The organism is Faecalicatena sp. Marseille-Q4148, from assembly GCA_018228665.1.
Taxonomy (GTDB): domain Bacteria; phylum Bacillota; class Clostridia; order Lachnospirales; family Lachnospiraceae; genus UBA9414.
The window spans coordinates 353,406-366,701 of sequence record CP073692.1 but is presented as its reverse complement, the minus strand read 5'-3'; the positions used below and the strand labels follow the sequence as shown (position 1 = coordinate 366,701).

The following is a 13,296-nucleotide window of genomic DNA, read 5'->3' as shown; positions in this document are numbered from 1 at the left end:
CTCCATTTCTCTAGCCGCCAATCTTTGCCATAGCAGCTGATTGAATATTCTCTTCTTGAAAATGATGTTCCTTCGGTTTCTGTCGGATTCCTTCTATAAGAAGTTCCAAAAGTTCTTCGTCAGTACACCCTTTTCTCAGATGCGCCTTTAGGTCCATTCCATTCTGCGACTGAAGGCAAAGTCTTAGTTTCCCTTCCGAAGTCAGACGAATACGATTGCATCTGTCACAGAACTTGTGGCTGACAGCGCTGATAAAGCCTATCTTGCCGCAAAACCCGGCAAAGCTATAATACACTCCCGGTCCATAGCCAAGCGTCTTTTCATATCGTTCCATCTTGCCATAAGCCTGCTCCAGTACCGATGCAACCATCTGCTGCTGACTTTCCTTGCAGATTTCATTGACCGACAACGGCATCCTCTCAATAAATCTGACATGCACCGGCGCCCGTTTCGCAATTCCTGCTAACGCTACTGCCGTATGCTGCCAGTTCGTTTCTTCCAATACACTATTTATTTTAACAGAAATGTTTGGATATGCAAGAACAGTTTCAATTCCTCTGAGTACATCTTCCACATGCCCAACGCGTGTAATACGGTGGTAAGCTTCCCCGTCAAGTGTATCAAGACTGATATTGATTCCATCTATTCCTGCTTCTGCCAAATCATTTATATAACGCGGAAGCAAAATACCGTTCGTTGTCAATGTAACTGTCTGAATCCCCGGAAGCTTTTTCAGTTCTTTTATCAGTCCTGCCACATCTTCCCTCACAAGAGGTTCTCCCCCTGTAATCTTAATGTGACAGATTCCAAGAACAGCCGCCTGTCTTACAATCCGGATGATCTCCTCATAACTTAAAATCTCTTCATGGGGCGTCCAACAAATTCCGCTTTCCGGCATACAATATGTACAGCGCAGATTACACCTGTCCGTCACTGAAATTCTAAGATAATCAATTGTTCTCCCGTGCTGATCCTTCATCTATGTCTTCCTTTCCAGCTTCTCCTGTTCCCGGAAATATAAAATCTCCGCTCTTTCCTCCGGTTTTTGTTTCAAGATGGATCTCAGAAATTACCATTGCCTTATCAATGGCTTTACACATATCATAAATTGTTAAAAGCGCTACGCTGACTCCTGTCAACGCTTCCATCTCTACACCTGTTCTGCCATGCATTTTCACAGTACAGACAGCTCTGATGACTCCTCTTGTTTCCTCTACTTCAAAATCCACCTTGCTCTTATCAATCAACAGTGTATGACACATCGGAATTAATTCTGACGTCCGTTTTACTGCCATAATTCCGGCAACCCTGGCAACTCCAAGTACATCTCCTTTTTTCGATGTTCCACCTTGTATTGCAGCAATAATCTCCTGACTTACATGGATTTCTCCCGATGCCGTCGCTGTTCGTTCGGTAATGTCTTTCCCGCCTACATCTACCATAACAGCATTCCCTTTCTGATCAAAATGTGTCAGTCTTCCTTCCATCTGTCTTTCCTTTCTCTGTTTTGCTCAAATTGTCCTCTCAAAATTGCTTCCAACACCCCTCCGCCGACGGCTCTCGCTTTATCGGATACCGTATAACAGTGTCGAAGTGTACATCCGGCGTCTATATCTCCACATTTCATTCCTCTTTTTACATACATACCACAATCCGGAAGCATTCCTCTTATCATCCCACTCATCTTTGCCTGAATAGGCACTCCTCCTGCCATTGCCACCACATCGCCTTTTTTGACAAGATCTCCAATGTGCATCTTCGGATAGAAAATACCGTTTACTTCTGCCCTGATCAGACGTTCTTTTGCATAGCCTCTCACTTCTCCGGGAATACCGGTATTGGGAAGGGCGCTTCCTTTTGCAATGACTCGCCCAAGATCATGCCCCCGTTTTGTTTCCACCACATAATGACAATCATCGCCTGCAGTAAATCCCGGTCCAACTCCGATTACGATCGGCGCATCTGTGATACAAGTACCAAGGTTTTTTTTGGCAAGAATCGCATCTACAATTACGTCCGGACGAAACTTTTCCACAAGTTTTGCTTCCGGATCAATGACCACCGGAATCTCCCCCAGGCTAACTGTCTCTTCTACCGCTTCTCTTCCGGAAACTACTCTGGCCGTAATCCCTTCTAAGACTGCCGTTTTGTCTTCCTCATATACTGCTCTTGAAAACGCCGCCTGATACCGGACGGCGGTCGGCTTCGGAAGCTCTGTCATAATTACTTGAAATCCGCACGAAAACAATCGGACTGCAATTCCACTTGCAAGATCTCCCGCACCTTTTATCAATATCCTCATTTCCTTTTCTTCCCTTTCACACATTTGTTTCGATTATAGCATGCCGCGATAAAAAAGTCATTCGATAAGAAAAAATTCATATTCTGAATATTTTTTATTGAGAAATTCTCTCAAAAGTGTTATCATGATAACTAAGATGAACAAGATTAAAGGAGGATTTTTATCATGTTAAAAGTAATCAGTACAGACAAAGCTCCGGCAGCAATCGGACCATATTCTCAGGCAATGGTATTCGGAAACCTTATGATTTCTTCCGGACAGATTCCGATTGATCCGGCTACAGGCGAAATTGCCGGTACAACGATCGAAGAGCAGGCTGAACAGGTCATGAAAAATATCGAAGCAGTTCTTGAAGAAGCAGGCGCAAAATTCACAGATGTTATGAAAACAACTTGTTTCCTCGCTGATATGGGTGATTTTGCAGCATTTAACGAAATTTACGGCAAATACTTCACAGGCAAACCGGCTCGTTCTTGTGTTGCTGTAAAAACACTTCCAAAGAATGTTCTCTGCGAAGTAGAAGTTATTGTGGCTTTAGCATAGCATTATTCTGAACGTATTAAAAAAGTACTGTGTTCCCTTCCGGTTCACAGTACTTTTCTTTGCTCTGATAAAGTTAAAGAATAAATTTTAATCTATCTTTGTTACTTTAATCGTGCACAGCCTCTACACGTTCAAATAATACACGGACATTTCCGCCGCAGACCATTCCGGCTTCTGCTGCCTGAGAAGAAAGATCATAATGCTTCAGATCTATTTCTTTCTTTTCTTCCAAAAGCTTCCTCGCATGTTTCTGTGCCAAATATTCTACCGCACCCCCGCCAATTGTTCCAGCACAGCTTCCATCCTGACAGACAAGCAGCCTTGAGCCAACTCCTCGCGGTGCAGAACCTTTTTTCTCAATTAATGTTACCATCATCATTGCTTCTTTTTTTGTTTTTAACCATTCTAATATTTCCGGCACAATCATCGCCTGCTGAACACCGGCCCGTTCCTGAATTAGTTCCGCAGCAATACTTACCGCAATTTCTTCCGGTGTCTGAGCTCCAATGTCCAACCCGATCGGAGCATGTATTTCACTTAATATTTCCTCTGTAAATCCATCTTCTAACAACCGATTTCTCGTAAATGCTACTTTACTGCGGCTCCCGATCATTCCCACATAGGAATAGGTCCTGTACAGCACTTCGCGCAGGCATACATAATCGTTTTCATGCCCTCTTGTGACAATTACATACGAAGCATACTCCGGCAATAATTCTTTTTCAAATACTTGCAGAAACGGTAAACAAATCAACTGATCTGCTTCCGGAAACCGTTCCCGAGATGCAAAATCCGGTCGGTCATCTACTACAATGATCCGGTAGCCGATCAGTTTCCCAAGTCTGGCAAGGAAAAGCGAGATATGTCCTCCTCCAAGAATCACAAGCACCGGTGCATTGCGGAGTGTCTCGCGATAACTTGTCTTATCCGGTAACTGTACCTGCCTGCACACGCAGCAATGTTCCTGAAGATATGCTGCCATCTTCCGGTAATCATTTTCCCGGATTTTGGTTTCTTCCGAAATCGTTAATTTGTTCTCGCACATTCTCCTGTCTCTCCTGTCATAATCTGAATTCCATGGGTAAGTTCCGGTAAAATATACTCTAAGCACTCCCTGACAGCTTTCGGACTGCCCGGAAGGTTAATAATCAATGTCTGTTTGCGAATTCCCGCCTGCGCTCTGCTTAACATAGCCCGTTTTGTAAACTGCATACTGTAATAACGCATTGCCTCCGGAATCCCCGGAACCAGCTTCTCTGCCACATCTTCTGTCGCCTCCGGCGTTACATCACTTGGCGCAAATCCGGTTCCTCCCGTTGTCAGAAGTAATTCCGCCAATCCTTCATCCGCGATTCGGCGCATTTCTTCTCCCAGCAGATTTCTGTCATCCGGTAAAATCTTTGCAGAAACTACCTGAAACCCAGCTTCCACCAATAATTTTTCAATCTCCGGACCACTTAAATCTTCCCGGAGATTCTGATATCCCTTCGTACTCGCTGTAATAATCGCTGCTCGCATACCCCTTCACTCCATTTCTTCACACAAAATGATTCCCTGCTCTGCCCAGTTTTGTTTCTCTTTCGGACACCAATCTTTTGGACACCGATTCAATACCGGAAGAAACATACCGGATACATTTTTCTTAAGTCCTTTGCTACTTGTCATAATCAAAAACAAGTCGTCTTCTGTCAGAAGTTCTTCTTCCGTTTTTCCCAGAAATGCTTTCACAAGTTCCGGTCGGTGGGCTGTTCCTACTTTCTGTCCAATCGCCATCTGGCTCGTCAGTCCAACTACCAAGTCTGTTCCCTTTGGAATCACCGGTTCATGTTCTGCCGGCATCTTCACAAGACGTTCTTTTGCTCCGTCTGCCTCCAAAATGAGAATCATCTCCCATTTCCTAAGTTCTTCCAACACCTCTTCCGGCAGACTTTTAATCTTTCCGCCTTCTGCCTTTCTCCCTGCTGTCCAAACTTCCGGAGTTCTTATACATTCTTTCAAACTTTTTAACTGAACCTCTGCTGATAGCTCTTCCCGCCATATAAAGCAGTGTTCTTTTGTCTCTCTCATGTGGGTTGTTGTGCTGACAAGTACCGGCTTTCCCTCTGATCGAAATGCTTCCGCCAGTCTATAAGCAAACGTTGTTTTCCCCCCTGCACCGACAAGCGCAACGGTTGCTTTTGTAACTTCTGACAATCCGGTATACTGCAGAAATTCTTTCATACCGCCGCGTTTTCTATAACCATAAAACGGCGTGCGCTGCTGTGACATTCTTTTGTTTTTCCAAAGTGTATCCAATGATTCCGGGATGCGGAAATACAGATCTTTTTTCTGCCCTTTCCTTATATTTGGAACCAGATTCAACGCTTCTTTGCAATCAATATCTTCCAGCTCCAGTGCAGAAGCCGCTTCCCACCGGCAGAGATCCTCTAAATGTCTGCGAATGACCTTCTTGCCTCCCTGATCCTTTGTCAACGCCTTCAATTCATTCGCATAGGCTGCTCCAAATACAGCCGGATTCCCAAGTCTTCCGTCTTTGCAGAGACATCCCAGTCCCTTTTTACTTTCCCGGTAAGATTCCAGCAATCCTTCGATCGTTTCCGCCAGCACATAAGGCTGATCACAGACGCCAAATAAAATCGCATCTTCTTTCATAAGAACACCGATTTCTTCCAGATATTCGATTCCAAGCCGGATAGAATGGGCAATCCCATCTTCCGGCTTGTTATTTTTTACACAGTGGTACCCGCGCTCTGCCATCTGTTCAAGAATTTCTTTATATTGACTTACAATACAGTGTACTCCATCACAGCTTTGCACTTCCTTTAATGTATCAGGAAGAAACTGATAGAGCGGTTTCCCATCTATTTTATACAGCAGTTTGTTGCTGCCGAATCTTATGCTGTTTCCTGCTGCCAGCAGAATCACATGTATCTTTCCGTTCATTTTTACTGTGCTTTCTCTTTCTGCATCGCGCAGTATACTTTCTCCGGTGTAATCGGAAGTTCCCGGAAATGTCCTCCTGTCGCATGGCTGATGGCACTTGCAATCGCCGGAGACGGCGTATTGATTACAATCTCACCAATAGACTTTGCTCCAAACGGACCGCTTGGCTCATAACTGCTCTCAAAATCAACACGGATTTCTCCTACATCCAGCCTTGTCGGAATCCTGTACTGCATAAAGGAATTGCTAAGATCTTTTCCTTTTGCATTATATACAACATCTTCATAAAGAGCCATACCGATTCCCTGAGCAATCCCGCCTTCCGTCTGCACGCGCGCAAGAGACGGATTAATAACGGTTCCGCAGTCTACTACTGCCACATAATCAACCGGTGTTACTTTTCCTGTCTCCATGTCTACTTCGACTTCTGCCATACCAACCATAAATGGCGGCGGTGACGTCGGAGAATAATGGGCTGCTGTTACTTCAAGCGCTTCATCATTCGCACAGAGAGATGCATTTGCCAGTTCTTTCAAAGTAACCTGCTCTCCTGTTTTTAAACATACAACAGACGCTCCATTAAATTCCACTTCTTCCTGGGCGCACTGAAGCATCTTTGCACCGCGTCTTGTGATCCGCTCCCGAAGTTCTGTACTCGCTTTCATAACTGCCATTCCTGTCACATAGGTTGTACTGGAAGCATAAGAACCACAGTCATACGGTGACACATCTGTATCAACTCCTGATACGATAATATTATCCATATCACAGTCCATACAGTCAGATGCCATCTGAGCCAGAATGGTATCACATCCGGTTCCCATATCCGTTGCCCCGATCATCAGGCTGTAGAAGCCATCATCATTCACTTTCAGCGTTACAGAACCGGTATCTACATTTGAAATACCAGACCCCTGCATTGCCATTGCCACACCGACGCCGCGTACTTTTCCATTTCCCATATCGCGATACGGATATTTATCATTCCAGCCAATCATTTCTTTCGCCCGTTCCATACAGCGGTCAAGCGCACAGCTATCTGTCCGCTCTCCATAATAAGCAGGCATAATCTGTCCTTCCCGGACCATATTTTCTTCTCGAAGTTTTACCGGATCCACACCCATTTTTTCTGCCAGCTCATTCACTGCAGATTCTACTGCAAAAATCCCCTGCGTTGCCCCGTATCCACGATAGGCCCCTGCTGACATAACATTTGTATATACAACATCATAATTGAAGCGGAACGCATCCAGCTTACCGTATAATGGAATGGATTTGTGTCCTGATAATCCTACTGTTGTCGGACCATGTTCTCCATATGCGCCTGTATTTGACAGTGTATACAGATCAATCGCACGAATACGGCCATTCCTGTCTGCTCCAACCCGTACATGCATCTCCATCTCATGCCGCGGAGAAGACGCCGTCATAGATTCTTCTCTTGTAAATACGAGTTTCGATGGTTTCCCTGTCATCCATGTAACAAATGCAGGATAAATCTCCATAACTGCCGTCTGTTTTGCTCCAAATCCTCCGCCGATACGAGGTTTTACAATCCGCACTTTAGACTTTGGAATCTCCAGTGCAATTCCAAGAATTCTTCGCACATGAAAAGGTACCTGCGTAGAAGATACGACCGTCAGTCTCTCATAAGTGTCCATATAGGAGTAGGCGCAAAAGTTCTCCATCATCGCCTGCTGATTGGCTTTTGTGTGATAAACTTCATCGACTACATAGTCACATTCTGATAACACCTGTTCCACATCTCCGTCGCCACATTCCTCATGCGCGCAAAGATTTCTTTTATTGTCTGCACCTACCGGACAAAGCGCTTCCCAGTTTTCCTCCGGATGAATCAGCACCGGATGATCTTTCGCTTCATGGAAATCAAGAATTGGTTCCAACAGATCATACTCCACTTTTATCAGCCGCATTGCTTTCTTTATGCAGGCCTCATCCTTTCCTGCAATAATCGCCACCGGATCTCCGACAAACCGCACATGGCGATCCAGAATCAAACGGTCATGGGGACTTGGTTCCGGATACGTCTGACCTGCTAAAGTAAATCGCGTTCCCGGACAATCCTGATAGGTAAAAATCTTTTCAATTCCCGGAACACACTCCGCTCTTGATGTATCAATTGAACGAATTACTGCATGTGCATGAGGACTTCGCAGTAATTTGATCACAAGGCAGTCTTTTGGCGCCAGATCATCTGTATAGATCGGCTTTCCTGTTACAATGGCCTTCGCATCTACTTTCGGAATCGCTTTATTTACCACTTTCATCTGCAGAAACCTCCTCTCTGTTTAAGTATTTTGTAATTGCCCGAAGCTGCCCCATATATCCACTGCAGCGACAGAGATTTCCTGCCAGATACGCTTTGATTTCCTCCTCTGTCGGATGCACAAGTTCGCGCTCCATAGCAAATATATTCATAATCATTCCCGGCGTACAATAACCGCACTGTTCGGCACCTTCCGCTGCCAAAAACTTCCCGAAACGCTCTGCCTCTTCTTTCATTCCTTCCAGCGTTACGACATGTTTCCCCTCTACTCGCGCCGCCAGCATCGCACAGGATAAAATCGGTTTTTCTTCCAACAGTACTGTACAGAGACCACAGCCGGTTGTATCACAACCACGCTTCACGCTGTAGCATCCCATATCACGCAAAAGATCAAGAAGGATTGTATCTGCTTTGATCAGCGCCTCTACCGGTTTTCCGTTTAAAATAAAATGCAGTTCCATCATTCTCCTCCTATTGTTCTGCCGCTTTTTCCAAAGCTCTTCTTACACAGACTTCTGCCAGATGACGGCGATATGTTTCACTGCCGCGCATATTACTTCCATATGTCATAGACTGAGCGGCCGCTTTTGCACAGCCACGGATCGCTTCTTCCGTATATTCAGCAAGTTCTGTCTGAAACAGCGCTGCCTTCATCGGTCTTGCACCAATCGAAACAAAAACTTGATTTCCTTTCACAGCTGCAGCTGCTGCAATTACCGGAAAATCTGTTTTTGCGATCCGTTCCGCTAAATAACAGATGCTTCTTCCATCTTTTCGAATCCGGATCCGCACTAAAATATCGTTGTCCCGTTTCATTTTAATAAATTCCGCAAGCGGAACTAAACCGCCCTTATAAAGTTCCACAGAAGTATCCAGCGCCAGAAGGCATGTCAGGACATCTGAAAAACCAAATCTTCCAAATACAGAACCACCTATCGTTGCCTGATTTCGGAATTGAACTCCGATAATGTCTTTCACGCAATCAGCAATCGCACCGTGAAAATATTTATTCAGTCCCTGATGAATTTCCATTTCCCGCAGGCTTACCATACATCCAATGGAAAATTCTTCTTCTGTTTCTTCTATTTGATCCAGCCCCAGCCCGGACAAATCTACAACCGTCTGCACATTGGCAGTTCCAAGACGCATCCACATCATTCCGCCAAGAATCCGGCAGGATCGTTTCTGATTCAATTCATATGCCTCTTCAAGGCTCGTTGCTTTTACATAATTCTGAATAGTAATCAAGATATTCCTCCTTGTTCTCCTCACATCGTACAAAAAGGCCATTTATTCTCGTAAAATAAATCAGCCCATACCTTAATCCATAATACCATATTCTCTTTCTGTCTACAATATATTTATCCCTGAAATCAAAATTCCCGAAAAAAGTCAAGTTCTCTCTGTCAGATTATCATATATTTTGTCAAACTATGAAAAAAAAGATTGAAAATCGAAAACTGATAGCGTATTATGTAAAGTAAATTTAATTTTAACATTTTAGATTTCAGAAGGGATATAGTAACTATGCAGCTCTTAAAAGAACGTATTTTAAAAGATGGCGTCATCAAGCCTGGAAATGTCCTGAAAGTGGACAGTTTTTTAAATCATCAGATGGACATTGATCTGATCAATGAGATCGGCAAGGAATTTCGCCGCCGTTTCCCAAGTGATAAGATCACAAAGATTCTGACTATTGAAGCATCCGGTATCGGAATCGCCTGCATTGCTGCCCAGTATTTCCATGTACCTGTGATTTTCGCCAAAAAGACACAGAGCATCAATATTGACGGTGAAGTATATCACAGCAAAGTAGAATCATTCACACACAAACGTGTCTATGATGTGATTCTTTCTAAAAAATTTCTCAACGAAGATGACCATGTTTTGATCATCGATGATTTCCTTGCAAATGGTTGTGCACTGCTTGGGCTCATTGAACTTGTGAAAGAAGCCGGCGCTTCTATTGAAGGTGCGGGAATCGTTATTGAAAAAGGATTTCAAAAAGGCGGAGACAAAGTGCGTGAACAGGGCGTCCGGGTAGAATCACTGGCGATCGTAGATTCCATGACCGATGATAGTTTGATTTTTCGCTAAATTTTGCAAATGACCTGTCATCTCTAATCTCTAAATAATAGGAAGCATCTTTTAGATGTTTTTTCTGTATTTTTATCAAAACACAGTGAGGCGGCGCTTTTATGAGTGCCGCTTATTAATATTTATAACTATTTATCATAATCTGTTTCTTTCCGATTCATTGACATTTTCCAACAGATTTTTTTATACTTTAGGCATGGATATGTTATATCCTGTGTAAATCTATTCTGCATTTACAAATATTTTTAGAAATGAGAGGAATCTTATATGAATGCAAAGAAACAATATGCTTCTGTTTTTGAACTGAACGGAATGCCGAAATTATCTCAGGCTTTTCCCCTTGCTCTGCAGCATGTAGTAGCAATGATTGTCGGTTGTGTGACGCCTGCTATTGTCATCTCCGGTGTAGCCGGTCTAAGTGGCACTGATAAAGTCATTCTTGTTCAGGCAGCTCTCTTTATCGCTGCCATTTCCACTTTGATCCAGCTCTTTCCGCTTGGCGGAAAGCTCGGCTCCGGTCTGCCGGTCATCATGGGTGTCAGCTTTGCCTATCTGCCGAGTATGCAGGCAATTGCAGGCAGCTATGATATCGGAACTATTTTGGGAGCGCAGCTGATCGGAGGATTCGCCGCGATCTTTGTCGGACTTTTTATCAAAAAGCTTCGAATCCTTTTCCCGCCGCTTATTACCGGAACTGTTGTATTTACGATCGGTCTTTCACTCTACCCGACTGCAGTCAAATATATGGCCGGAGGCGCATCTTCACCGGATTACGGTTCCTGGCAAAACTGGCTTGTGGCAGGAATTACCCTCGCAGTCGTAATTGCTTTAAACCATTTTGCAACAGGTTTTCTGAAACTTTCTTCCATTCTTATTGGAATGATTATTGGTTATCTTGTTTCTGCATGTTTTGGAATGATTAATTTTTCAGCAGTTTCAGAAGCCGGCCTGTTTCAGATTCCAAGTCCGCTGCATTTTGGATTAAAATTTGAACCTTCCGCTATCATTACGATCGTGCTGCTCTTTGTAATCAATTCCGTTCAGGCAATCGGTGACTTTTCCGCAACTACAGGCGGCGGTCTCGACCGCGAGCCAACAGACAAAGAACTCTCCGGAGGCATTGTTGCTTACGGCTGTACAAATATTTTCGGTGCTCTTTTTGGCGGTCTTCCTACCGCAACCTTCAGCCAGAATGTTGGTATTGTTGCTTCCACAAAAGTTGTCAATCGAATTGTTCTCGGTCTTGCAGCGGTCATCATCCTCTTTGCCGGACTGATGCCAAAATTTTCTGCCCTTTTAACAACCATTCCACAGTGTGTACTGGGCGGAGCTACCATCTCTGTATTCGCAACAATTGCTATGACCGGAATCAAGTTAGTTGTACAGCAGCCATTAACTTACCGTAATACTTCTATTGTCGGTCTTTCCGTTGCTCTCGGCATGGGAATTACACAATGTTCTGATTCTCTTGCGCACTTTCCGGCATGGGTAACGACTGTTTTCGGAAAATCCCCGGTAGTCGTTACAACGATCATGGCAATTCTTTTAAACACCATTCTTCCGAAAGAGCAGATAACGAAAACAAAAAAATCATAATAAAGTCAAACAAAAAATCAGCCGGAAGCGTTAAGCGCCGGCTGATTTTATATGATACAGGAACTTCCTGCAGCTATTTTATTTAATCTGAATCCCAATTCCTGCAATGACACGATACACTTCTTCTGCTTCTGCCGCAAGGGCGCATCCAATCTTTCCCATCTCATCCCGAAGCTTTCTCTGGGATAGCTCCATAGGCGTAATCCCGCTTCCGGTTTCGTTCATAATTACGATAGCCTGTCCCCCTGAAAGTTCAACTTCTGCAATTTCTTTTTGAAGCTGCAAAATCGTATCGATACCGGCAGACATATTTTCCAGTATCTGCTCTTCCCTTATCGTAATACACATCTCCTGTGGAAATTTTCCACTGACAAAAGCATGTTTTCCCTGGCATGCGCCACCAGTCACAAATCTCATCATGCATTTCCTCTCTTCTGCTATTGTGCCATAAGCTTCTCCAAATCTTCCAGAAGCTTTCTTACATCACATTCTTTTGTTGCCCAGCTCGTACAGAATCGGATCACACCTGAATTCTCATCATATGGCTGAATATAGGCAAAACGATACTCTTCTCTCAGCGCACGGATCTTTTCTTCCGGCAGAATCAGAAATTGCTGATTTGTATCGCTTTCCATAAAAAACGGAATCCCAAGTGCCTGTACGCCATGCTTCAAAATCATCGCCATCTCAATTGCATGTTTGGAAATTTCAAAATACAGCCCATCACGGAACAATTCCAAAAACTGGATTCCAAGAAACCGCCCTTTCGCAAGCATTCCGCCTTTTTGTTTTATGATATAGCGAAAATCCTCTGCTAACGACTGATTCGGAAATACGACCGCCTCTCCAAACAGCGCTCCTACTTTCGTTCCCCCAATATAGAATACATCCGTATTTTGTGCAATCACAGGGAGGGTTACATCGGTATGTTCCGCACAAAGTCCATATCCCATTCTTGCTCCGTCAAGGAACAGATACATTCCGCATTCTTCGCATGCCTGCTTCAATTCTTCCAGTTCTTTTTTTGTATACAGTGTTCCGTATTCTGTCGGATGAGAAATATACACAAGTTTCGGCTGTGTCATATGCTCAAAAGACTCATCGCTCCAATGGGTTTTATGAACACGGCACACATCTGCTGCGCTGATTTTTCCATCTTTTCCCGGAACTGTCATAACTTTGTGACCGCAAGCTTCAATTGATCCGGTTTCATGCACATTAATATGACCGGATTCCACACAGAGTGCTGCCTGATGTGTTCTTAAAATGGCATCAATCACTGTTAAATTTGCCTGAGTTCCTCCCACCAAAAAGTGTACTGCTGCATCAGGCGCTTCACAGACTCTGCGGATTTCTTCGCGGGCTTTCTCGCAATAGTGATCCTCGCTGTACCCCGGAAGCTGCTCCATGTTTGTCTCTATTAACTTCTCTAAAATACGCGGATGGGCTCCTTCATTATAATCACAGTTAAATAAAATCATTTGTATCTTCCTTTCTCTTCGTCTGACTGTTTTTCCTTCGAAATCTT

At 44.0% G+C, this 13,296-nt stretch carries 14 protein-coding genes; 3 read left to right on the top strand and 11 right to left on the bottom strand.

All coding sequences use genetic code 11. The features are described 5' to 3' along the window. Positions 1-10 precede the first annotated feature (10 nt). The 3 genes from moaA to KFE17_01740 are packed head-to-tail and all read right to left on the bottom strand — an operon-like array spanning position 11 to position 2,302. Complete coding sequence (gene moaA, locus KFE17_01750) at positions 11-979, bottom strand: GTP 3',8-cyclase MoaA (protein QUO32505.1); 969 nt, start codon at positions 977-979, stop codon at positions 11-13. Then, positions 951-1,487, bottom strand: a complete 537-nt coding sequence (moaC, locus tag KFE17_01745) for a cyclic pyranopterin monophosphate synthase MoaC (protein QUO32504.1) — start codon at positions 1,485-1,487, stop codon at positions 951-953. The genes moaA and moaC overlap by 29 nt, the downstream gene beginning before the upstream one ends. Next, on the bottom strand, positions 1,472-2,302 hold the full coding sequence (locus KFE17_01740) for an EF2563 family selenium-dependent molybdenum hydroxylase system protein (GenBank protein QUO32503.1): 831 nt from the start codon (positions 2,300-2,302) through the stop codon (positions 1,472-1,474). Before KFE17_01740 ends, moaC begins: the two co-directional genes overlap by 16 nt. A gap of 165 nt (positions 2,303-2,467) precedes the next feature. Here KFE17_01740 and KFE17_01735 point away from each other — a divergent pair, with 165 nt between their 5' ends. Continuing rightward, a complete protein-coding gene (locus KFE17_01735; GenBank protein QUO32502.1) occupies positions 2,468-2,845 on the top strand; it encodes a RidA family protein in 378 nt (125 codons plus the stop codon). Between the two features lie 106 nt (positions 2,846-2,951). Here KFE17_01735 and KFE17_01730 read toward each other — a convergent pair whose 3' ends face one another. From KFE17_01730 to KFE17_01705, 6 genes are read right to left on the bottom strand one after another with little or no spacing between them, the layout of a single operon-like run. Further along, positions 2,952-3,827 carry an XdhC family protein gene (locus KFE17_01730; protein ID QUO33586.1) on the bottom strand — a complete coding sequence of 292 codons (876 nt, stop codon included), beginning with the start codon at positions 3,825-3,827 and terminating at the stop codon, positions 2,952-2,954. A gap of 44 nt (positions 3,828-3,871) precedes the next feature. Then, complete coding sequence (locus tag KFE17_01725) at positions 3,872-4,363, bottom strand: MogA/MoaB family molybdenum cofactor biosynthesis protein (protein ID QUO32501.1); 492 nt, start codon at positions 4,361-4,363, stop codon at positions 3,872-3,874. A gap of 6 nt (positions 4,364-4,369) precedes the next feature. Further along, entirely contained in the window at positions 4,370-5,788 is a 1,419-nt protein-coding gene (gene yqeC / locus KFE17_01720; protein QUO32500.1) for a putative selenium-dependent hydroxylase accessory protein YqeC, read from the bottom strand. 2 nt (positions 5,789-5,790) lie between these two features. Further along, the gene (locus tag KFE17_01715; protein ID QUO32499.1) at positions 5,791-8,076 is read right to left on the bottom strand and encodes a molybdopterin-dependent oxidoreductase; all 2,286 of its coding nucleotides are present in this window, start codon (positions 8,074-8,076) and stop codon (positions 5,791-5,793) included. After that, the gene (locus KFE17_01710) at positions 8,060-8,536 is read right to left on the bottom strand and encodes a 2Fe-2S iron-sulfur cluster binding domain-containing protein (GenBank protein ID QUO32498.1); all 477 of its coding nucleotides are present in this window, start codon (positions 8,534-8,536) and stop codon (positions 8,060-8,062) included. Before KFE17_01710 ends, KFE17_01715 begins: the two co-directional genes overlap by 17 nt. Before the next feature lie 10 nt (positions 8,537-8,546). Next, positions 8,547-9,323 carry an FAD binding domain-containing protein gene (locus KFE17_01705; GenBank protein ID QUO32497.1) on the bottom strand — a complete coding sequence of 259 codons (777 nt, stop codon included), beginning with the start codon at positions 9,321-9,323 and terminating at the stop codon, positions 8,547-8,549. Positions 9,324-9,602: 279 nt separating this feature from the next. Between KFE17_01705 and KFE17_01700 the strand changes: the two genes are divergently transcribed. Both KFE17_01700 and KFE17_01695 read left to right on the top strand, forming a co-directional pair. Beyond that, positions 9,603-10,172: a xanthine phosphoribosyltransferase gene (locus tag KFE17_01700; protein QUO32496.1), complete on the top strand. Its 570-nt coding sequence runs from the start codon at positions 9,603-9,605 to the stop codon at positions 10,170-10,172. Positions 10,173-10,439: 267 nt separating this feature from the next. Further along, positions 10,440-11,768 carry a purine permease gene (locus tag KFE17_01695; GenBank protein QUO32495.1) on the top strand — a complete coding sequence of 443 codons (1,329 nt, stop codon included), beginning with the start codon at positions 10,440-10,442 and terminating at the stop codon, positions 11,766-11,768. A 78-nt stretch (positions 11,769-11,846) separates the two neighbouring features. On the opposite strand, the gene KFE17_01690 is transcribed toward KFE17_01695, so the two are convergent. Continuing rightward, the gene (locus KFE17_01690) at positions 11,847-12,188 is read right to left on the bottom strand and encodes a bifunctional adenosylcobinamide kinase/adenosylcobinamide-phosphate guanylyltransferase (GenBank protein ID QUO32494.1); all 342 of its coding nucleotides are present in this window, start codon (positions 12,186-12,188) and stop codon (positions 11,847-11,849) included. A gap of 17 nt (positions 12,189-12,205) precedes the next feature. Next, positions 12,206-13,249: an aminotransferase class V-fold PLP-dependent enzyme gene (locus KFE17_01685; protein QUO32493.1), complete on the bottom strand. Its 1,044-nt coding sequence runs from the start codon at positions 13,247-13,249 to the stop codon at positions 12,206-12,208. Positions 13,250-13,296: the final 47 nt, after the last annotated feature.